Origin of the sequence: Jejudonia soesokkakensis, assembly GCF_042664795.1 — a bacterium.
GTDB classification, from domain to species: domain Bacteria; phylum Bacteroidota; class Bacteroidia; order Flavobacteriales; family Flavobacteriaceae; genus Jejudonia; species Jejudonia soesokkakensis.
The window spans coordinates 427804-448205 of sequence record NZ_JBHTBN010000001.1 but is presented as its reverse complement, the minus strand read 5'-3'; the positions used below and the strand labels follow the sequence as shown (position 1 = coordinate 448205).

General features: G+C 37.6%; 21 protein-coding genes and 1 tRNA gene. 7 read left to right on the top strand and 15 right to left on the bottom strand.

All coding sequences use genetic code 11. The features are described from left to right. Positions 1-117: 117 nt before the first annotated feature. The 9 genes from ACFQO1_RS02070 to ACFQO1_RS02030 all read right to left on the bottom strand — a co-directional run bounded on the left by ACFQO1_RS02070 (position 118) and on the right by ACFQO1_RS02030 (position 10785). Positions 118-1263 (bottom strand): site-specific integrase, encoded by a 1146-nt coding sequence (locus ACFQO1_RS02070; RefSeq protein WP_380216225.1) that lies wholly within the window; start codon positions 1261-1263, stop codon positions 118-120. Between the two features lie 363 nt (positions 1264-1626). Further along, positions 1627-1700 (bottom strand) — tRNA-Asp (locus tag ACFQO1_RS02065). Between the two features lie 117 nt (positions 1701-1817). Then, complete coding sequence (locus tag ACFQO1_RS02060; protein WP_380216223.1) at positions 1818-2747, bottom strand: DUF58 domain-containing protein; 930 nt, start codon at positions 2745-2747, stop codon at positions 1818-1820. 61 nt (positions 2748-2808) lie between these two features. Beyond that, entirely contained in the window at positions 2809-3357 is a 549-nt protein-coding gene (locus ACFQO1_RS02055) for a ClpP family protease (RefSeq protein ID WP_380216221.1), read from the bottom strand. A 91-nt stretch (positions 3358-3448) separates the two neighbouring features. Beyond that, positions 3449-3766 carry a thioredoxin gene (gene trxA, locus ACFQO1_RS02050; RefSeq protein ID WP_380216219.1) on the bottom strand — a complete coding sequence of 106 codons (318 nt, stop codon included), beginning with the start codon at positions 3764-3766 and terminating at the stop codon, positions 3449-3451. Between the two features lie 161 nt (positions 3767-3927). After that, complete coding sequence (locus tag ACFQO1_RS02045; protein ID WP_380216217.1) at positions 3928-4587, bottom strand: vWA domain-containing protein; 660 nt, start codon at positions 4585-4587, stop codon at positions 3928-3930. Positions 4588-4735: 148 nt separating this feature from the next. Continuing rightward, positions 4736-9088 carry a DNA polymerase III subunit alpha gene (gene dnaE, locus ACFQO1_RS02040; protein WP_380216215.1) on the bottom strand — a complete coding sequence of 1451 codons (4353 nt, stop codon included), beginning with the start codon at positions 9086-9088 and terminating at the stop codon, positions 4736-4738. A gap of 200 nt (positions 9089-9288) precedes the next feature. Next, entirely contained in the window at positions 9289-9720 is a 432-nt protein-coding gene (locus ACFQO1_RS02035; protein ID WP_380216213.1) for a ferritin-like domain-containing protein, read from the bottom strand. Between the two features lie 255 nt (positions 9721-9975). Further along, positions 9976-10785 (bottom strand): DUF6252 domain-containing protein, encoded by an 810-nt coding sequence (locus tag ACFQO1_RS02030; RefSeq protein ID WP_380216211.1) that lies wholly within the window; start codon positions 10783-10785, stop codon positions 9976-9978. 153 nt (positions 10786-10938) lie between these two features. Between ACFQO1_RS02030 and ACFQO1_RS02025 the strand changes: the two genes are divergently transcribed. The 7 genes from ACFQO1_RS02025 to ACFQO1_RS01995 all read left to right on the top strand — a co-directional run bounded on the left by ACFQO1_RS02025 (position 10939) and on the right by ACFQO1_RS01995 (position 16538). After that, positions 10939-11550 carry a 30S ribosomal protein S16 gene (locus ACFQO1_RS02025; protein WP_380216209.1) on the top strand — a complete coding sequence of 204 codons (612 nt, stop codon included), beginning with the start codon at positions 10939-10941 and terminating at the stop codon, positions 11548-11550. A 12-nt stretch (positions 11551-11562) separates the two neighbouring features. Next, on the top strand, positions 11563-12087 hold the full coding sequence (gene rimM, locus ACFQO1_RS02020; protein WP_380216207.1) for a ribosome maturation factor RimM: 525 nt from the start codon (positions 11563-11565) through the stop codon (positions 12085-12087). Between the two features lie 56 nt (positions 12088-12143). Then, entirely contained in the window at positions 12144-12803 is a 660-nt protein-coding gene (locus ACFQO1_RS02015; protein ID WP_380216205.1) for a tRNA1(Val) (adenine(37)-N6)-methyltransferase, read from the top strand. Positions 12804-12853: 50 nt separating this feature from the next. Next, positions 12854-14032 carry an acyl-CoA dehydrogenase family protein gene (locus ACFQO1_RS02010; RefSeq protein ID WP_380216203.1) on the top strand — a complete coding sequence of 393 codons (1179 nt, stop codon included), beginning with the start codon at positions 12854-12856 and terminating at the stop codon, positions 14030-14032. 72 nt (positions 14033-14104) lie between these two features. Continuing rightward, on the top strand, positions 14105-14872 hold the full coding sequence (locus tag ACFQO1_RS02005; protein WP_380216201.1) for a DUF3050 domain-containing protein: 768 nt from the start codon (positions 14105-14107) through the stop codon (positions 14870-14872). A 36-nt stretch (positions 14873-14908) separates the two neighbouring features. Then, positions 14909-15805, top strand: a complete 897-nt coding sequence (locus ACFQO1_RS02000; RefSeq protein ID WP_380216199.1) for a metallophosphoesterase family protein — start codon at positions 14909-14911, stop codon at positions 15803-15805. A gap of 31 nt (positions 15806-15836) precedes the next feature. Then, a complete protein-coding gene (locus tag ACFQO1_RS01995; RefSeq protein WP_380216197.1) occupies positions 15837-16538 on the top strand; it encodes an SGNH/GDSL hydrolase family protein in 702 nt (233 codons plus the stop codon). Here the strand turns inward: ACFQO1_RS01995 and ACFQO1_RS01990 are convergent. From ACFQO1_RS01990 to ACFQO1_RS01965, 6 genes are all read right to left on the bottom strand, one after another. Continuing rightward, positions 16535-16867 (bottom strand): 2Fe-2S iron-sulfur cluster-binding family protein, encoded by a 333-nt coding sequence (locus tag ACFQO1_RS01990; protein WP_380216195.1) that lies wholly within the window; start codon positions 16865-16867, stop codon positions 16535-16537. The two genes, ACFQO1_RS01995 and ACFQO1_RS01990, sit on opposite strands and share 4 nt — an antisense overlap. A gap of 22 nt (positions 16868-16889) precedes the next feature. Then, complete coding sequence (locus ACFQO1_RS01985; protein ID WP_380216193.1) at positions 16890-17942, bottom strand: NAD(P)/FAD-dependent oxidoreductase; 1053 nt, start codon at positions 17940-17942, stop codon at positions 16890-16892. 29 nt (positions 17943-17971) lie between these two features. Next, positions 17972-18214: a NifU family protein gene (locus tag ACFQO1_RS01980; RefSeq protein ID WP_380216191.1), complete on the bottom strand. Its 243-nt coding sequence runs from the start codon at positions 18212-18214 to the stop codon at positions 17972-17974. Positions 18215-18216: 2 nt separating this feature from the next. Beyond that, positions 18217-19356 (bottom strand): Mrp/NBP35 family ATP-binding protein, encoded by a 1140-nt coding sequence (locus ACFQO1_RS01975; RefSeq protein WP_380216189.1) that lies wholly within the window; start codon positions 19354-19356, stop codon positions 18217-18219. A 100-nt stretch (positions 19357-19456) separates the two neighbouring features. After that, positions 19457-19783 (bottom strand): MGMT family protein, encoded by a 327-nt coding sequence (locus ACFQO1_RS01970; protein WP_380216187.1) that lies wholly within the window; start codon positions 19781-19783, stop codon positions 19457-19459. Then, positions 19773-20402 (bottom strand): LysE family transporter, encoded by a 630-nt coding sequence (locus tag ACFQO1_RS01965; protein ID WP_380216185.1) that lies wholly within the window; start codon positions 20400-20402, stop codon positions 19773-19775. The genes ACFQO1_RS01970 and ACFQO1_RS01965 overlap by 11 nt, the downstream gene beginning before the upstream one ends.

The following is a 20402-nucleotide window of genomic DNA, read 5'->3' as shown; positions in this document are numbered from 1 at the left end:
GAACTAATGTATTTCTTTAACAATGTTAACAATTAAAATGCTACAAAAAAAAACGACAGAACTTTTAAATTCTGTCGATTCATTTAATAAATAATTAAGCTATAACAGGTAATATCGCTATTCAAAGCGGACATTTTTCATCGTTTCCTTTAATGTGTTAATGTTTGTATTAACATAAATAGCGGAAGTACTTATCTTTTTATGCCCCATAAGTTTCATAATTGTAAACGCATTCTGATTTTGCCCTAAAATAGTTCCAAAAGTATGTCGTGAAAGATGAAAGTAAACTCTTCTATCAATTTCAGCCATTTCCGCTATCACCTTAAGTCGTCTGTTAACAACCTGATTATCCAATTTTTTAAAAATAGTTTTACGGTGTCTTTTAGATTTTACGTTCTTAGCAATAATTGATTTTGCACCTTTATTTACAGGAATTTGTACTGGATATTTAGTTTTCTCTTGAATAGTCTTAATAACTCCATTTTTAATATTATTCCAACACAACTTCTTAACATCCCCAAATCGCAACCCTGTGTAGCATCCAAACAAAAACATGTCTTTTGCTTCTTCAAGTTTTTTATCATGGCTTAAATCTAAATCTACTATCTTTTTTAACTCTTGAAGAGTCAAGCATTCAGTCTTCGATTTAGGAACGTCAAGTTTAAAATTGCCGTACGGATATTCGTCAATTTTTTTAAGGTCAAAAGCAGATTTTAGAGCTGTACGAAAGTTTTTGTGTCTATTCCAAACTCCACCTTTCCCTGTTTTTTTATCATGGATTAGAAAGTAGTTAAATTCTTGTAATAATTTTAGATTTATTTCACTCAACCTTAAGTTCGGCTTAAATTCTTTTAATCTTTTCCGTAATAGTAAATAACTTTCTTTTGTAGCTTCAGACAGGTTTGGAAATTTGTTTTTACAAAAATCATCATCAAAAAACTTGTAAAAACATTGCTTATCTTCTTTCTTAAAAAAACTAACAATGTTCTCTTTTGTAGGTGTCTTTCCTCTCGCTTTCAAATTTCCAATTAAGTCCTCTATCTCTATAACTGATCTATTTAAATGGCTATTAAAATAACCATAACCCTTACCAATAGCCTTTTGATTTTTACTATCCCAATGAGTTTTTCTAATACTTTCCCCCATTGAAAGTTTGAGAAATGGCTTACCGTTTTTAGTAATTTTAAGATACAATGGACAAGTTCCGTCTTCACGCTCTTTATCTTTTCTGATAACAATTCTAACATTAAAATTTAATTTCATAATAAATATATTTTTGTTCTACTATATAATAGTGGTGAGAAAAAATTTTGTAACGAATTTCTATGTCATTTTTAAAAAAACAATGAAAAACCCTGGAAAATTCAGCGTTTCAATGAATGTTAAAATTTACAGTTAAGAAAATACCCCAGTAAGACATACCCTTTTTTTAGGAAGATTATGGTGAGCTTTTTGAACAAAAAACATTGGGGGGTTCTAATAGGGGTTTACATTTTGTCTAAACATGACGAAATGTGACGAAATAGCTATGACAAGAAAGTCGTATAGAAGTAATGTATATAGGAGAAAATCCTTGTAAACGAAAGTTTAGAGCATAAAAAAAGGGAGTATAAACTCCCTAATATGCGGTCTGGACGAGACTCGAACTCGCGACCCCCTGCGTGACAGGCAGGTATTCTAACCAACTGAACTACCAGACCGTGCTACTATTTTATAGACTTTAATCAGCGTGTCTTTACTAATATTGCTATTAGCGGTGGCAAATATACACCGCATTTTAATACCTGCAAATAAAAATCTCAAAAAAATAAAATTATTTACCCAAACTTCTGTCGCTCTACTAAATAGGTAGTCAAAATTTTATTGAAACCCTCATTAATATCTGCCTCCACATACTTAATTCGATATTGACCACACTTTAACTTTAAGTCTGAAAAATACTGCTGCACAGCTTCTTCATAGGTTTCTTTGATATAATCTGCATATAAATTTACGTGCTCTCCTGTCTCTACATCCACAAAACGCTTCGGGCGATTGTTAAAATCAAAACTGAGTTCTTTCTTTTTATCAAATGTATGAAATAACACTACTTCGTGTTTGTTATACTTTAAATGCTGAAGCGCCTCAAATAACTTTTCTTCTTCCGTATCACTCTGAAACATATCGGTAAATAAAAATACCAGCGATCTGCGTTTCAATTTTTCAGCAATAAGATGTAAATGGGTGTATGTTTTGGTCTCAATATTCTCTTTTGAACCCGACAATGCAGTATGTAACTGATTTAACAACATCTGGTGATGCCGCTCGCTTCCTTTTTCATTACTGTAAAACTCATAGGTATCACTATAGATACTCATCCCTACAGCGTCCCGCTGACGTTTCAACAAATTCATAATAGCTGCACTTGCTAGCACCGAAAATCCGATTTTATTAAGTGAACTTATAGAAAAGTCTTTCAGCTTCGGGTAATGCATCGAGCTGCTATTATCAATAATTAAATGACAGCGAAGATTGGTTTCCTCTTCGTACCGTTTTGTATACAGCTTGTCGGTTTTAGCATACAACTTCCAATCAATATGCTTTGTACTCTCCCCGTTATTGTAAATTTTATGTTCGGCAAATTCCGCAGAAAAACCATGAAACGGACTTTTATGCAAGCCCGAAATAAACCCTTCTACCACTTGAGTAGCGAGCAGTTCCAGGTTTTTAAAACCCGTAATTTCGTTTATTTGTTTTTCTAAATTCATAAATAGCGAACCGTGAGACGTGAGACAATAGTATTTCTCACTAATCGCGATTCAGTGTTCACTATAGAATTCCGTCTACAATGCCGTATTTCACACTTTCCTCTGCATCCATCCAGTGATCACGGTTAAAATCCTTCATTACTTTTTCAAATGTTTGCCCACAATTTTCTGCTAAGATCTTGGCACTGATTTCTTTAGTTTTTAAGATCTCCTGAGCAGTAATTTCTATATCACTGGCTGGCCCACGAGCACCACCACTTGGTTGATGGATCATTACTCGTGCATGTGGCTGAATGAATCGTTTTCCTTTTTCTCCAACCGAAAGTAAAATACTTCCCATACTCGCTGCCAATCCTGTACAAATGGTAGACACCGGGCTTTTAATCTGCTTGATAGTATCATACATAGAAAACCCGGAAGTCACATAGCCTCCCGGACTATTGATATACAATTTTATTTCATCATGATTAATCGAATCAAGGTACATCAATCTGTCAACAACATGGCGTGCACTTTTATCGTCCACCTGTCCCCATAAAAATATAGTACGGTTATCTAATTGTTGTTGTTCGATTTTATCCTGAATCTTTTGTTTTTTGTCTGTGCTCATTTTCATTAAATATCTGTTATGGTAAATATACTAATTCATAAAAAAAGCCCGACATATTCGTCAGGCTTTTACATTTTATTTTGAGTACCGACTATAAAAGTCCGTCGATCGCTTCTGCATATACATTTTTAGGAGCAACACCTACCTGCCGTCCTACTAATTCTCCTTTATTAAAAACCAATACTGTTGGGATATTACGCACACCATATTTTGCAGCAAATTCCTGATTTGCATCTACATCAATTTTTCCAACTACTGCTTTCCCTTCGTAATCTTTACTTAACTCATCGATAACTGGTCCAACCATACGGCAAGGTCCACACCAAGCTGCCCAAAAGTCAACTACTACTGGTTTATCACTTTTTAATACTGTTTCTTCAAACGTCGCGTCTGTTATTTCTAAAGCCATTTTATTTATTATTTTAAATTCCTTTAATAAAGGAATTTGTTATTATCAAATTAATTATGAAACAAAAATAAAGAAAATAACTAGCAGTAGTAGACAGGTTAACATTACTTTAGGTGATGTGAGTATAGGTGGAGGTTATAATTAAACGTTTCTACTTATACTTAATCTTTGATTACTTCAAGTATTTCTGGCAATAAAGATAACGCTGTTAAGATAATAGCGCCTCCTATTTTTTTGTCATCTGTGGATTTTACTTGTTGTTCTTTAGAATCATTTTCATTGTTTTCATTTTTTGAAACTGCGCTATTTGAACTTTGATTGGCTGCAACAGAACTTAAATTATTAGTGTCGCTCCTAAGCATGATAACTTTATTATGATTCTCAGGGGAGATTGATGTAAGCATCAATTGATACGCCTTATCAATTCCATCTTCATCATTGGATTTAATGTTTTCTGACAATAATTTATGTATAGCGGTTTCAATAAATAAAGTGTTTGAGACTTCCGTAAATGGTAAAATTATTTTATTTGAAGTTCCGTAGGTTCCAATCGCCAATTTATCTGAAGGCAGCGAACGTTTCAGTAGTAATTTTATACCTTGTTGAATATAAAAACGTTCGTTACTATTAAATTTTGAATCATTAGTATTAATTAAGAGTAAAAGTTGTTGTGATTGCTCAGACGGATATTGATCTGCAGCATGCGTAATAAGATCGCGAGTACTCAACATTACGGTTTCTATGTCTGCAGTTGATGGGTTTTGAGCAAGGCATTGTCCGATTAAAAATAAGGTTATTACATACGTGGATACTGTTTTCATGATGGTATAGTTTTAATTCAAACTAAAACTATAAAATAGGCACCTTGGTTTACAAGCCATAATGAGTGAATACCTATGTTGGGTTAGGGAAGTGAAAACTATGCGTAAAATTTGTTTAATATGAAATAGATAAATTAGGGCTTTATTCTTAATTCAACCTAAACTTTACCCCCACTCGTTTTAACTCGTCCAGCAACTCATTGCAAATATGTATTTTTTGCTTTCGGCTGGGCATATTGAGCTTTACTTTATTTTCTACTTCATAAATCGTAAAATGCAATTGCTTATCCCCTTTGTGCGAATCGAACAATTCTTTTAAGCTATCTATCTTTCCTTCTTCCAGTTGTTCTATTGGAATTTGTAGGGTTAATTTTCGCGCCTGACTGTCCATCACGTCATGCAACAACTGCATGCTGTTATACTGTAATCTTGGTTCGCCTTTTTTACCAGTATCTCTGTTGGTCCAGCCTTCTTTTACAAAAACTCTCCCATAGATAAAACTATTTGGAATTAAAAAATGACGCCACTTTAAATATTCTTCGCCAAAAATCCGAAACTCATAACTATCCTCATAATCCTCCACCGTAAACAACGCCCAGCCTTTTCCTGCCTTACTTTCTCTATGCTGCACATCGGTCACAATCCCCCCAAAGCACAATTCTCGGTTCACATATTTTTCCAGATTATTAAATTCGGAAACCTTGCAGTTTGTAAAACTCTTCATTTCGGTTTTAAAGGTGTCTAATGGATGGCCAGAAATGTAGACTCCCACCACTTCCTTTTCTAATTTCAGCTTTTTCATGGCACCCCATTCTTCACATGGAGGCACTTCGGGTTCTGGAATTTGTACTTCACTGGCGTCGCCAAACAAACTCACCTGACTGCTATTCTGCGTTTCCTGATATTTATTCGCATACTTTAATACTTTTTCCAAAAACATTACTCCATCTCCATCGTCATGCAAGTATTGCGCACGGTGCGTATCAAAACTGTCAAATCCGCCAGCTAATGCTAAATTTTCAAAGGCCTTTTTATTGGCTGAACGCAAATCTATACTCTTCGCCAAATCAAAGATCGATTTATACTTTCCATCTTTACGATGTTCCACGATCGTTGCTACTGCATTTCCTCCTACGCCTTTAATGGCTCCCATCCCAAAGCGTACTGCACCTCTGTCATTTACAGTAAACTTATAGAATGATTCATTCACATCTGGGCCCAATACTTCCAGCCCCATACGCTTACATTCTTCCATAAAGAATGTCACCTGTTTGATGTCGTTCATGTTATTACTGAGTACAGCTGCCATATATTCGGCGGGATAGTGAGCTTTGAGATAGGCTGTTTGATAGGCAATCCATGCATAACAGGTAGAGTGCGACTTGTTAAACGCATAGCTCGCAAAGGCTTCCCAATCTTTCCAAATCTTTTCTAATTTTTCAGGATCGTGGCCTTTTTCAGAAGCATTTTCAATAAAACGAGGCTTCATTTTATCAAGTACCGCTTTTTGTTTCTTCCCCATCGCTTTCCGAAGTACATCAGCATCACCTTTACTGAAATCTGCCAGCTTCTGCGAGAGTAACATCACCTGCTCCTGGTAGACCGTAATTCCGTAGGTTTCCTTTAGGTATTCTTCCATTGCCGGAAGGTCATACGCTATCTCTTCGTCGCCATGCTTTCGTCGAATAAAACTCGGAATATATTCCATAGGTCCAGGACGGTACAAGGCGTTCATCGCAATCAAATCGGCAAACACCGTAGGCTTTAAATCCTTCATGTGTTTTTGCATCCCACCACTTTCATACTGAAAGATCCCTACGGTTTCCCCTCTTTGGAATAACTCATAGGTCTTTTCATCATCCAACGGAAAAGTATCCGGATCCAGAATAACATTATGCTTATGTTTAACAATTTTAACCGTGTCTTTGATCAGTGTCAAAGTTTTTAATCCCAGAAAATCCATTTTCAGTAATCCTGCATCTTCTACCACCGAATTATCAAACTGGGTTACATACAAATCACTGTCTTTAGCTGTGGCTACAGGAACAAAATCGGTAATATCACTAGGGGTAATAATCACTCCACAGGCATGAATTCCTGTGTTTCGAACCGAACCTTCCAATACTTTTGCCTGATTAATAGTTTCAGAATCAAGACCTGTTCCCTCTGAAAGCGTTAACAGTTCATTCACTTTAGGCAATTCGTCACTTCGGAATTTACTTCGTAATTCCTGATCGCTCATCCCAAAAATCTTATTCAGTTTGGTCATATTCGGAATCAACTTCGCAATTCTGTCGGCATCATTTAACGGAAGATCCAGCACCCTCGCTGTATCCCGAATGGAAGATTTTGCCGCCATGGTTCCGTAGGTAATAATTTGTGCCACCTGATTGCTTCCGTATTTATTGATCACATAGTCCATCACGCGACTTCGGCCTTCATCATCAAAGTCGATATCGATGTCGGGCATACTCACACGATCTGGATTTAAAAAACGCTCAAAAAGCAGGTCGTACTTAATCGGGTCAATGTTGGTAATCCACAAGCAATAAGCAACCACGGAACCTGCAGCCGAACCACGTCCCGGACCCACCGAAACATCCATATTTCTGGCTTCGCGAATAAAATCTTCGGTGATCAAAAAGTAGCCTGGATAGCCTGTATTTTCAATAACCTCCAGCTCAAAATTGATTCGCTCTTCAATGGCTTCGGAAAGATCTCCATATCGTTTTTTAGCGCCCTCAAACGTGAGGTGCTTCAGATATGCATTTTCGCCTCTTTTTCCGCCGTCCAATTCATCTTCGGCAACTTTAAAGGCTTCAGGAATATCAAACTTGGGAAGTAATACGTCCCGTTGTAGCGAATAGGACTCAACCTTTTCAATAATTTCAGAAATAGAACTAATCGCCTCTGGCAAATCTTTGAATACCAATTTCATCTCCTTTTGAGACTTAAAATAATATTCTTGATTTGGCAATCCGTAGCGATAGCCACGACCACGACCTATAGGCGTTGCCTGCTTTTCACCATCCTTTACACAGAGTAAGATATCATGCGCGTTAGCACTTTTCTTGTCGATATAGTAGGTGTTATTGGCAGCGACCAATTTCACATTATGTTTTTTAGAAAACGCTACCAACGTATCATTAACTCGGTTTTCATCCTCTTGATTGTGACGCATGATCTCTAGATAGAAATCATCACCAAATTCAGTTTTCCACCACAGCAGTGCTTCTTCTGCCTGATTTTCTCCAATATTAAGGATCTTACTGGAAACTTCGCCATACATACTTCCGGATAGCACAATGACATCTTCTTTATACTTTTTAATGACTTCTTTGTCGATTCGCGGCACATAATAAAACCCGTTAACATAGGCGATACTCGCCATTTTCGCCAGATTGTGATACCCATTTTTATTTTTGGCAAGTAAAACGATCTGATATCCATTGTCTTTATGTGACTTGTTGGTATGATCTTCACAAACAAAAAATTCGCATCCTACTATAGCTTTTAGGGCTTTATGTTTTTCATTTTCGGCCAGTCCTGCATTATAATTATTCACAGCTCTGGTAAAATGAAAGGCACCCATCATATTTCCGCTGTCTGTAATCGCAACCGCTGGCTGATTGTCGGCTATGGCAGCATTCACTAAATCCTGTGTGCTGGAGGTAGACTGAAGGATAGAAAACTGCGAATGATTATGTAAATGTGCAAAAGGAGCGTCCTCTAGAACTTCAAGGTTTTCTTTAATTTCTTCGGAAGAAATTTCTTGTGTATCCTCCTGCGCTTCCAGCTCTTTCCGAATTTTTGCTGAAGCTTTTTTGAGATTAATATGCTTGAGCCCAATGAGTTCAATCTCCTGTGGATTTGCTTCGGAAAAATTTTCGAAATAATCCGGCTGCACGTCTAATTCTTCTACAGTATAGATTTGTCGACGCACCAATTCAAAAAAGCAACGCGTGGTTGCCTCAACATCTGCTGTAGCGTTGTGTGCTTCGGCAAAGGCTTCAGAAAAAAGAAACTCGTGTAATTCTGAAAGTGTTGGTAATTTAAATTTTCCGCCGCGACCTCCGGGAATTTGACATAATTGCGCGGTCGTTTCAGTACAGGTATCTAACAGTGGAAATTCTGGCAACGGATTTTCCAATCCGAGACGTAAAAACTCGGCACCCATAATATTGAGATCAAATCCCACATTTTGACCCACGATAAATTTTGTCTTAGATAAAGCTTCTTGAAACTTAGCCATCATCTCGCTAAGCTGGATACCTTCTGCTTCGGCGAGTTCGGTCGAGATTCCATGAATCTTTTCGGCATCAAACGGAATATTAAATCCGTCGGGTTTTACCAGATAATCTTCATGTTCAATCACTTTTCCCATCGCATCATGGAGTTGCCATGCAATTTGAATACAGCGCGGCCAGTTATCATTATCGGTTAGCGGTGCATTCCAGTTACGCGGCAAGCCAGTAGTTTCGGTATCGAAGATTAAAAACATAAACAGGTATATTAAGAATAGTGATTGTAATTTGATAAAACTACAAACCAAAAAAGAAGACAATTCCTTTTGAAGTAAAAATAGAAAAGATGGCTCTTTTAACCAGTTCTTTTTATAAAGAGTTGTTCACAAAAGTTCAATTACAAACAAAAAAAAGACCGAAATCTCTTTCGGTCTCTTCTTTTTCATAGCAATCTATATTAGGATATAACTGCTTCAAAATTTTTCACATTGTTCAAAGTGTTTTCAATGTTTGAAACTTGCTTTGACAGGATAGATTTTGTGGTTGGCGGCAAGGTTGTATCATTCATTACTTCTTTATATTCTTCCACAGCTGCTTTCTCTCCTCTAGTTACTTCATTTAAAATTGCTTCTTCATCATTTGAAGTAAAAGTAGATTTGATGTCCATCCAAGTTCTGTGAGCATCCCCTTTAAAGCTTGTACCTTTTTCGGGAGTTTCGCCCATATTTCTGATTTCAGTCTTAAGTTCATGTCCAAAATCGTAACGGTGTTGCGCCTGTGTTTCGAAGAATTGCTTTAATTGTGGATTTTCCACAATTTCTGCAGCCTTTTTATACCCAGCTTCGGCATCATAGTTTTTTGTTAGTAGTTCGTTAATTCTATTTGACATTTTTTCTGTATAACTCATAATATCTCGTTCATTTAATGTACAAAGCGATTTTTAAAAAATCGAAAAGATGCTTTGCTTTTCTTTATTTCGATATACTCTAATATACCATTATTTGTGGGGCCTCACAAATTATTAACCTAAGCTTAATAGAACTTAACAGGGTTTAACTTTATAACAAATAATGATGTAGTAACGTTAATTCTATTTAACAAAAAAACCGCTTAAAAGCGGTTTTTCTTTTAGATAAAGCGTGTTTTAAAAGTAGGTTACACTAAATTGTCCCTGCTCAATTAGTTTGGAATCAGTTCGAAAAGCAAAAGTACCTTTTAATTTTTTTGTCGTTGGATTGTTTTCAAAGATGGTAATATTTCCTTCTATAGCCTGCTCATTAAGAGTATTATCCATATAACTGGCTAAAAAACCTGAAGTTGGTAGCGAGTAAGTTCCCAGTTCAGCATCCAAAGGGACCTCAATCCTAATACTTCTAGAGGTTGTTGAACCTGTTACTACCACAGAATTAAGTGTGCTCGATGCTGTTATTGTAAAAGGATTATAGGGTTGGCCGTCTACTCGGGCTACAAATGTACCCGCCACCTGGGTCTGTCCATTATCAATATCCTGCTCTCTGTTAAAGGGAACTTCAAAAAATACTCCGTTTTGCACGCTTAACGTATCGATACCTTCTAGTACCGCTCGAAACTTAAAAGTTCCTGAAATTACTCCTGCGCTTGTATCAAAACGTGTTACTTCAACCGAACCACCTCCTTCGGGATTAGTAATATATAAGTTTCCAGAAGCATTTTCAAAACTGGCATAGTTGGGCCTATTTTCACCTAATGGATACGTGTTAGCTCCTCCATTATTAATAAAAATAGTCAATGTTTCAGTCTGAGTAACGCCCTGAATTAAAAAACTACCGTTTTCATTTCTTATCGCACGAGCATCGATTGCCTGGAAGAAACCATTGTTAAATTCTCCCTGTAAAGCAGGTGTATTATCTTCAATGTCTTCGCAGCTACAAATAACTGTTAAGGTGAGTATTGCGAGTAAAAAACGTTGTATCATGATTGGGGTCATAAAGGTTATGTGACAAATGTAAAAGAAAAAGTTTAATCTATTGACTTTCAGAAAAAAAATATAGTATCTTTGCCGGCTCCTTAAACGGAGATTAAACTATTAAATTATAACTGAAGTCGTGAACTTCAAAAATTAATTTTTATGCCTGTAAAAATCAGACTACAAAGACACGGTAAAAAAGGAAAACCTTTTTACTGGATCGTGGCGGCAGATGCCCGCGCAAAAAGAGATGGTAAATATCTTGAAAAATTAGGTGTTTACAATCCAAACGTTAACCCAGCTCATATCGAATTAGACATGGATAGTTCTGTAAAGTGGCTTCAAAACGGAGCACAACCTACAGATACTGCTAGAGCAATTTTATCTTACAAAGGTGTAATGATGAAAAATCATTTAGCTGGTGGTGTACGTAAAGGTGCTTTAACCGAAGAACAAGCAGAGAACAAATTCAATGCTTGGTTAGAAGAAAAAGCAAAAGCTGTAGAAGCTAAAAAAGGAAAATTATCTGACGCAGAGGAAAAAGCGAAAGCTGAAGCTCTTGCTGCTGAAAAAGCAACTAACGAAGCGCGTATCGCTGCCAATGCTCCTGTAGTTGAAGAAGCTGCTCCCGAAGCTGCCGAAACAACTGAAGAAGCTGTAGCCGAAGACACGTCTATCGATGCTGTTGCCGCTGAAGCTGCTGCAGAAGATGCTCCTGCTAAAGAAGAAGCTCCGGCCGAACCAGCTGCAGAAGCTAAGAAAGAAGAAGAGTAAATCTAAAGCGATATGCAAAAGAAGGATTGTTTCTTCGTTGGCAAAATCGTTAAGAAATACAGTTTTAAGGGCGAACTCTTAATCAAACTTGATACAGACGAACCCGAACAATTTTTAGGAATGGAATCAGTACTTGTGGAACAACACAAATCACTGATTCCATTTTTTATTGAAAGTAGCTCCCTTCATAAATCATTACTGCTTCGCGTTCAATTTGAAGAAGTAGCTAATGAAGCAGATGCAGATGCCCTGATAGGCAAAGAACTCTACTTACCACTTACCGCTTTACCTCCCCTAACAGGTGATAAATTCTACTATCATGAGATCATTGGTTTTACCGTAAAAGATAAAACATTTGGCGAAGCGGGAACAATTATTGCTGTAAACGACGCTACGGCGCAACACCTTTTTATCATTGACTTTAAAGGAAAGGAAATTTTAATCCCAGTAAATGACTCATTTATTGAGAAAGTAGATCGGGAACATAAAATACTCCATTTGGATGTGCCTGCAGGACTCATTGAGATTTATTTGTAATGAAACCTCAACCCTTCCAATTTAAACAATTTACCGTTGACCAAGATCGATGTGCCATGAAAATAGGCACAGATGGTGTGTTGTTGGGCGCATGGACGCCTCTTACTTCAAATCCGAATACTATCCTCGATGTAGGTGCGGGCACAGGAATTATTTCGTTACAACTTGCCCAAAGAAGCGATGCCCAAACTATTGATGCAATAGAAATTGATGATAATGCCTATGAGCAATGCACAGAAAATTTTGAAAATTCCCACTGGGGAGACCGTCTTTTTTGTTACCACGCTTCGGTACAGGAATTTGCCAGTGAGATAGATGAAACATACGATTTGATTGTCTCTAATCCGCCGTTTTATTCTGAAGATTATAAATCTTCAGACGAAGCAAGAGATACGGCGAGGTTTACAGACGCACTCCCCTTCCAGCATTTGCTAGTTTGTGTGGCGCACTTGCTTTCTGAAGAAGGTGTTTTTTCAGTAATTATTCCGAAGAAAGAAGAAGAGGGTTTTATATCGTTAGCTTCGGAAAGTGACTTATTTCCATTTAAAATTTGTCATGTACAAGGTACTCCGTCTTCCGAAGTAAAAAGATCCATGCTGGCATTTTCCTTTCAGAAAAAAAAGACAGAAACAACTTCTCTTGTTATCGAAAATTCACGTCACGATTACACTCCAGAATACATCCAATTAGTACAGGATTTTTACTTAAAAATGTAGGTCTTTACCATTCAGATTTTTACATTTGTAACACTATAAAATCTTTCTACATGAAGCCCGATCTATTTGAAGCACCCGATTATTATAATATTGACGATCTCCTTACCGAAGAACATAAATTAATTCGTGACGCTGCCCGAGCATGGGTCAAACGTGATGTCTCTCCAATTATAGAAGAAGCTGCACAAAAAGCAGAATTCCCAAAATCTATCATCCCAGGATTAGCAGAAATTGGAGCCTTTGGACCCTACATCCCAACTGAATATGGCGGTGCCGGATTAGACCAGATCTCCTACGGATTGATCATGCAGGAAATTGAGCGTGGTGATAGTGGTGTGCGTAGTACGGCATCTGTACAATCGTCGCTAGTAATGTATCCTATCTGGAAATATGGAAATGAAGCACAACGCAAAAAATATCTACCCAAACTAGCTACAGGAGAATGGATGGGATCTTTTGGATTAACTGAGCCGGATCATGGAAGTAATCCAGCCGGAATGGTAACCAATTTTAAAGATAAAGGGGATCACTATCTATTGAATGGCGCTAAATTATGGATTTCAAATTCACCTTTTTGTGATGTGGCTGTGGTATGGGCAAAAAATGAAGAAGGCCGCATTCATGGACTTATCGTAGAACGAGGTATGGAAGGATTTAGCACTCCAGAAACTCATAACAAATGGTCGTTACGCGCCAGTGCCACCGGAGAATTGATTTTTCAGGATGTAAAAGTCCCTAAGGAAAATTTATTGCCAAACAAATCAGGACTTGGTGCTCCGTTAGGATGTTTGGATTCGGCTCGCTACGGAATTGCGTGGGGTGCCATTGGAGCAGCAATGGATTGCTATGATACAGCCCTTCGATATTCTAAAGAGCGAATCCAATTTGGAAAACCTATTGGTGCTTTTCAATTGCAGCAAAAAAAACTTGCCGAAATGATCACAGAAATTACAAAAGCACAACTTCTCTCTTTACGACTTGGACAGCTTAAAAATGAAGACAAGGCTACCTCTGCACAAATATCTATGGCAAAACGTAACAATGTAGAAATCGCCATAAAAATTGCAAGAGAAGCACGACAAATGTTGGGTGGTATGGGAATTACTGGTGAATACAGTATTATGCGTCACTCAATGAACTTAGAAAGTGTCATTACTTACGAAGGCACGCATGACATTCACTTACTTATTACAGGACTGGATGTTACTGGTTTTAATGCCTTTAAATAGGACGCTGTATTAAACTTTTCACAAAGCCTTTATCCACCTCGATAAAGGCTTTTATTTTTGTAAAAAAAAGCTATGATCTCGCAGATTAATTCCCGAATTACTCCATACCGAAACACACTTTTAGAGCATCCCTTATATTCTGAAATTCGTACTCCAGAACACTTGCGCATCTTTATGGAGCACCATGTCTTTGCAGTATGGGATTTTATGTCTTTGCTGAAAGCCCTTCAAAACGGGTTGACCTGTACTTCGGTACCCTGGAAACCCGTAGGAAGTCCTGAAACAAGATACCTTATAAATGAGATCGTCTTAGCTGAAGAAACCGATATTACCAGTAATGGAGCACGTCAAAGTCATTTTGAAATGTATCTTGATGCCATGTCAAAGGCTGGTGCAGAAACCGAAACTATAACAGCCTTTATGGAAGCTGCTGTTAGAAGTGCAGATATTAAGAAGACCATCCAAAGTTTTCCAATTCCAGAAGGCATTAAAGCATTTTTATTGTTCACTTTTGACACCATTGAAGAAGGGAAACTTCACAAAATTGCTGCAGCATTCACTTTTGGACGTGAAGATTTAATTCCGCAGATGTTTACTGCTATTATTAAAAATATTCAGCAAAACTTTCCAGAAGAAGACCTGGCAGATTTCAAGTATTATTTTGACCGCCACATTGAGTTGGACGAAGACGAACACGGACCAATGGCATTAGAAATGGTAAGGCAACTTTGTGGTGAGGATGGAAAAAAATGGAAAGAGGCAGAAGAAACTGTGTATCAATCCCTCAAAGCACGGGAAGCATTATGGGAAGGGATCCTCGTTCAGATTTTGAATACCTGATTAGTAAAACATAACGGCTTATAGTATCTTTACGTTATGTCATCGCAAAAAAGAATTTCACGTGCTTACGATACCGCCCGTCGGATTTCTTTTAACGATGCTTCCAAATTCATCATTTTTAGTGATTGTCATCGTGGTGATAATAGTTTTGCAGATGACTTCGCAAACAATCGGAATGTGTATTTTCATGCCTTAAAGCATTATTACAAAGAGGGGTTTTGTTATTGTGAGTTGGGAGATGGTGACGAGCTTTGGGAAAACAAAAGTTTTCAATCTATTCATGAAGCACATAAAAATGTATATGACTTACTTCAGCTATTTTATAATGATAACCGGTGGTACCGAATATTAGGGAACCATGATATGGTGTATCAAAATGAAAAGTATGTTGAAAAACACCTGTCTACCTATTTTGATAAAGTAACAGGAAAGCAGGAACCACTTTTTCCGGATATTCAATTTTCTGAAGGACTCATCTTGCAACATGAAACTACCCATCAGGAAATCTTTATGATCCATGGTCATCAGGCAGATTGGATGAATTATAAAGGCTGGAAATTTAACAGGTTTATGGTTCGGGCACTTTGGCGCCAATTACAAGTAGTTGGCATTAGTGACCCTACAAGTCCAGCAAAAAATTTTAAAGAATTGATAAAAGTCGAACGCAGAACAAAGCGTTGGATTATTGACAATAAAAACCTATTTACCATCACGGGTCATACACACCGCCCAAGGTTTCCAGAACCTGGAGATATTGCATATTTTAACGACGGAAGCTGTGTACATCCAAGAAGTATTACAGGGCTCGAAATTGAAAATGGCGAAATATCATTGATCAAATGGAATATTTCTACCTCTGAAGATGGAACTTTAAAAGTGATTCGAATTCTGCTGGAAGGACCTCAAAAGTTAATTGATTATATAACAGAATAAGCATTATACTGTTTATCTATAAATTACAACAATGAAATATCTTGCTATATTTTTACTCATTTTAGGATGCAACACTAAGGTTGAAAAGGCTTCAGTTCCTGAAATTACCAAAACAACCGAAACCTCAGCGCACTATTCATATCTGGCGTTGGGAGATAGCTATACAAAAGGGGAAAGCGTATGTGATAGTTGCGGGTTTCCTAGTCAGTTAGTGGATTCACTAGCTTCAAAATACGATCTGAGAGGGACGGTTAAACGCATTGCAGAAACGGGTTGGACCACTACCGATTTGCTTAGTGGTATTGTAGATGAGCAACCAGAATCCAATTATGATTTAGTCACCTTATTGATCGGCGTAAATAATCAATATCAAGGAAAACCATTTGATTTGTATACAACCGAATTTCCAATTCTTTTAGAAAAAGCGATCAACTTTGCTCAGAATAACAAAACAAATGTCATTGTTTTATCGATACCCGATTATGCTTATACCCCCTATGGAGAACAAAGTGGCAATAAAGCAACGATTTCAAAAGAATTAGATGCATATAATGCTTTTGCTAAAAAAATATGTGAAGAAAGAGGCGTGCTTTATTTTGACATTACAGAACTTACCAGAAATGGATTACATGATAAAGAACTGGTAGCTTCAGATGGATTACATCCTTCAGAAAAAGCATATAGTTTATTTGTTCGTAAAATACTTTCCGACGCTAAAAAAATAGTAGATTAATCTTCTGCTGGAGCGAGAGTCACTTTGAGACCTTCCATAGTTTCAGCAATAAAAAGCTGGCATCCCAAACGGCTATTGTCCTTTACATGAAATGCTTCTGCTAACATAAGATCTTCATCGTAAGACATTTCTGGTAATTCGTGATCACTTTCAACATAACACTGACAAGAAGCGCACATTGCCATACCGCCACAAACCCCTATGGTACCTTCTTCCGCTAGCTCATACGAACGAATCACCTCCATTAAATTCATATTCATATCGGTGGGCGCAGTTACCTCATGAGTTGTGCCTTCGCGATCTGTGATATGTAATTTGATGTCTTGCATTGTTATTTCCTTGAGCTAATTTCTAGTTTATAGACTTTACAACTGCTTTAGGAGCTTCTTTTTTACTGCCGTCAAAACCTTCTACACCACCCACTGTTGTATATTTCATGACATACCGTTTGTCTGGGAAAATTCGCTGATAGGCACTCTGGCACATTAAGGTAGCTTCGTGAAAACCGCACAAAATCAATTTTAGCTTTCCAGGATAAGTATTAACATCGCCAATTGCATAGATCCCAGGAATGTTGGTTTGATAATCCAAAGTATTATCTACTTTAATCGCATTTTTTTCGATCTCTAGTCCCCAGTCTGCAATAGGCCCCAATTTAGGCGACAGACCAAATAATGGAATAAAATGATTGCATACCATATTAAAAACATCTGCTCCTTGTTTTATGGAAACGCCTTCAACTTTGTCTTTCCCAACAATATCAATCACTTCGGCAGGAGTAATTAATTTTAACTTCCCTGCATCTTTCAGGTCTTGTACTTTTTCTACGGAATCTAACGCTCCTCGAAATTCGTTTCTTCTGTGAATTAGCGTAACTTCACTTGCAACCTCTGTAAGAAAAATGCTCCAGTCCAATGCTGAATCTCCTCCCCCAGCGATGACGACTTTTTTGTTTCGATAGAGTTCAGGATCCCGGATAATATATTCTACTCCTTTATCTTCAAAAGATGCAATCGTTGCGATAGGGGGTTTTCTGGGCTCAAAACTTCCCAGTCCGCCAGCGATTGCGACAATAGGCGCATGATGTTTTGTTCCTTTACTAGTGGTTACTATGAAACTTCCGTCGGCTTGTTTTTCGATAGTTTCGGCTCGTTCTCCTAAAGTAAATCCAGGTTGGAACGGTTCGATCTGTTTCATAAGATTATCAACCAAGTCTCCTGCCAGAATTTCTGGAAAAGCAGGAATATCGTAGATAGGCTTTTTAGGGTAGATCTCACTGCATTGTCCGCCAGGTTGTGGTAGGGCGTCGATAAGGTGACATTTTAATTTTAATAACCCTGCTTCAAAAACGGCAAACAATCCTGTTGGACCAGCACCGATTATTAATATATCTGTATTAATCATATTCATTGCCCGTGAAGACGGGTACTCTTTTACGCTTCTACATTAATTACTTGCTCAATTTGAGGAGCATGTTTTTTAATGGTCAATTCAACACCGCTTTTAAGGGTCATTTGGTTCACCGAACATCCCACGCAGGCACCTTCTAGCTGCACCTTCACAATTTTTCCATCCTCTACAGAAAGTAAGGAAATGTCACCACCATCACTTTGCAAAAAAGGACGAATTTCATCCAAGGCAATTTCAATTTTCGAAATTAATTCTTCGTTTGTCATAGTTATTTTTTTACAGCGCTGCAACCAGCCATAGTGGTTATTTTAATTGCTTCGGTAGGAGGCAAATTCGTATTTCTTCGAACTGTTTCTGAAACTACATTTTTAGTAATTTCTTCAAAGGCTTCTTCTACTGCGGTAGCAGTTTGTAAGGCTGCCGGATGTCCACTATCTCCTGCTTCCCGAATACTTTGCACCAAGGGAATTCCTCCTAAAAATGGTATTTTTAAATCTTCGGCAAGATGCTTGGCACCTTCTCTTCCGAAGATATAATACTTATTTTCAGGAAGCTCTGCTGGTGTAAAATAGGCCATATTTTCTATCATCCCCAACACTGGCACATCTATATTTTCCTGCTGAAACATGGCAACTCCTTTTCGGGCATCTGCCAATGCTACATTTTGAGGGGTACTTACAATGACTGCACCCGTAATAGGTAGCGACTGCATTATACTTAAATGAATATCACCCGTTCCCGGAGGAAGGTCCAACAACATAAAATCTAGTTCTCCCCAAGCAGCATCAAAAATTAGCTGATTTAATGCCTTGGCCGCCATAGGACCTCTCCAGATCACTGCCTGATCTGGCTTTGTGAAAAATCCAATAGAAAGTACTTTTACACCGTAATTCTCTACAGGTTTCATTTTACTTTTTCCGTCTACATTTACAGAGAGCGGTCGCTCCATGGCAACATCAAACATAATTGGAATGGAAGGACCATAAATATCGGCATCTAAAATTCCGACTTTAAAGCCCATTTTTGAAAGCGTTACAGCGAGATTTGCCGTAACAGTTGATTTACCAACACCCCCTTTTCCTGAAGCTACTGCCACGATATTTTTAATCCCCGGAATAGCCTTCCCTTTAATTAGATTGGGGTTGGATGGTTTGGCGGGAGCTTCCACTTTTATGTTTACTTGTACTTTTGCCTCTGCTGAAACCTTTTCCTGTATCATTTTTATGATATCTGCTTCGGTGCGTTTTTTAATATGAAGCGCTGGAGTTGCAATGGTCACATCAACAACCACCTCATCTGCAAACGTCATTACATTGGTAACTGCACCACTTTCGACCATATTCTTTCCTTCTCCGGCAACTGAAATGCCTTGCAAAGCAGTTAAGATTTCCTGTTTATTCAATTTCATAGCTTAGAATCATTCTAAATGCAAATATAATGCTTCGTACTTGGATTTTAAAGCAACTTAATTGAAATGATTTATAGTGTGATAATGGTTCTTATGGGACTTACAATTCCTTCATTGGATCCCAAAAAAGAGCCTCAAAATTTTGAATTTGATTTTCGATTATTTCAATACCTTCAGACTCGAGAAGTTGTTGCATTAGGTTGGTCCCTTCAAAATGATGTTTCCCAGTGAGCAGTCCGTTTCGGTTGACCACTCTGTGGGCAGGAACATTTTCTTGTTTACCACTCGCATTCATAGCCCAACCTACCATTCTGGCACTTCCTGCCTGTCCTAGATATTTTGCAATGGCTCCATAGCTGGTGATTCTTCCATGAGGAATTTGTTTTGCAACCTTGTACACTTGTTCGAAAAAACCTTCAGAAGACATTTTCAAAAATTTTATAGGCGGTAATAATCGATATTAATGCAGTAATAGCGCCAATGACATAATTCATATTCACTTTGCGCTGTTTTTTCATTTTTTTTCTTTTAAAAAATTGCACATACATCCAGAGCATAACAAACGTTCCTAATCCAGAAGCGAAAACTGCTAGCCAAAGCTCGGGTTGCCCAAAAGAAAACCAACCAAATCCTGCAAATGTGATACTTATATACACCCAATAAGGAACAGGAAGCAAGTTTAACATTGCAATTAAAATTCCGGAGAAAAATCTGTTGGTCTTCGACTTATGAACTTCTTCAGGTATTTCACGACGCGTATCCTTCGCAATAAAGAAAAAATAAATAGTGATACATATAAAAATACCAAGGGCCACTTCTTGTAGTAAATCTGTAACTTCTGGATTATTGTCTAGATATCTAGAAAAAAGAAAACCAATATATGTTTGCAACATTACTGTTATACACACTCCTACAGAAAATAAGAGGCCGTTTTTTCGGCCTTCGGTCATGCTTATTTTTGCAGCAGACATATTGAGCAAACCGGGAGGGATAACACCTATGAGTGCGGCGATAAAACCAATACTAAAATTAAGTAACAAAGACAT

Excerpts from the sequence above, each read along its gene's own strand:
- ACFQO1_RS02070 (WP_380216225.1), bottom strand. The coding sequence starts at position 1,263 with ATGAAATTAAATTTTAATGTTAGAATTGTTATCAGAAAAGATAAAGAG.
- ACFQO1_RS02060 (WP_380216223.1), bottom strand. The coding sequence starts at position 2,747 with ATGAATTTAGAAAAACAAATAAACGAAATTACGGGTTTTAAAAACCTG.
- ACFQO1_RS02055 (WP_380216221.1), bottom strand. The coding sequence starts at position 3,357 with ATGAGCACAGACAAAAAACAAAAGATTCAGGATAAAATCGAACAACAA.
- trxA (WP_380216219.1), bottom strand. The coding sequence starts at position 3,766 with ATGGCTTTAGAAATAACAGACGCGACGTTTGAAGAAACAGTATTAAAA.
- ACFQO1_RS02045 (WP_380216217.1), bottom strand. The coding sequence starts at position 4,587 with ATGAAAACAGTATCCACGTATGTAATAACCTTATTTTTAATCGGACAA.
- dnaE (WP_380216215.1), bottom strand. The coding sequence starts at position 9,088 with ATGTTTTTAATCTTCGATACCGAAACTACTGGCTTGCCGCGTAACTGG.
- ACFQO1_RS02035 (WP_380216213.1), bottom strand. The coding sequence starts at position 9,720 with ATGTCAAATAGAATTAACGAACTACTAACAAAAAACTATGATGCCGAA.
- ACFQO1_RS02030 (WP_380216211.1), bottom strand. The coding sequence starts at position 10,785 with ATGATACAACGTTTTTTACTCGCAATACTCACCTTAACAGTTATTTGT.
- ACFQO1_RS02025 (WP_380216209.1), top strand. The coding sequence starts at position 10,939 with ATGCCTGTAAAAATCAGACTACAAAGACACGGTAAAAAAGGAAAACCT.
- rimM (WP_380216207.1), top strand. The coding sequence starts at position 11,563 with ATGCAAAAGAAGGATTGTTTCTTCGTTGGCAAAATCGTTAAGAAATAC.
- ACFQO1_RS02015 (WP_380216205.1), top strand. The coding sequence starts at position 12,144 with ATGAAAATAGGCACAGATGGTGTGTTGTTGGGCGCATGGACGCCTCTT.
- ACFQO1_RS02010 (WP_380216203.1), top strand. The coding sequence starts at position 12,854 with ATGAAGCCCGATCTATTTGAAGCACCCGATTATTATAATATTGACGAT.
- ACFQO1_RS02005 (WP_380216201.1), top strand. The coding sequence starts at position 14,105 with ATGATCTCGCAGATTAATTCCCGAATTACTCCATACCGAAACACACTT.
- ACFQO1_RS02000 (WP_380216199.1), top strand. The coding sequence starts at position 14,909 with ATGTCATCGCAAAAAAGAATTTCACGTGCTTACGATACCGCCCGTCGG.
- ACFQO1_RS01995 (WP_380216197.1), top strand. The coding sequence starts at position 15,837 with ATGAAATATCTTGCTATATTTTTACTCATTTTAGGATGCAACACTAAG.
- ACFQO1_RS01990 (WP_380216195.1), bottom strand. The coding sequence starts at position 16,867 with ATGCAAGACATCAAATTACATATCACAGATCGCGAAGGCACAACTCAT.
- ACFQO1_RS01985 (WP_380216193.1), bottom strand. The coding sequence starts at position 17,942 with ATGATTAATACAGATATATTAATAATCGGTGCTGGTCCAACAGGATTG.
- ACFQO1_RS01980 (WP_380216191.1), bottom strand. The coding sequence starts at position 18,214 with ATGACAAACGAAGAATTAATTTCGAAAATTGAAATTGCCTTGGATGAA.
- ACFQO1_RS01975 (WP_380216189.1), bottom strand. The coding sequence starts at position 19,356 with ATGAAATTGAATAAACAGGAAATCTTAACTGCTTTGCAAGGCATTTCA.
- ACFQO1_RS01970 (WP_380216187.1), bottom strand. The coding sequence starts at position 19,783 with ATGTCTTCTGAAGGTTTTTTCGAACAAGTGTACAAGGTTGCAAAACAA.
- ACFQO1_RS01965 (WP_380216185.1), bottom strand. The coding sequence starts at position 20,402 with ATGTCTTTGTTACTTAATTTTAGTATTGGTTTTATCGCCGCACTCATA.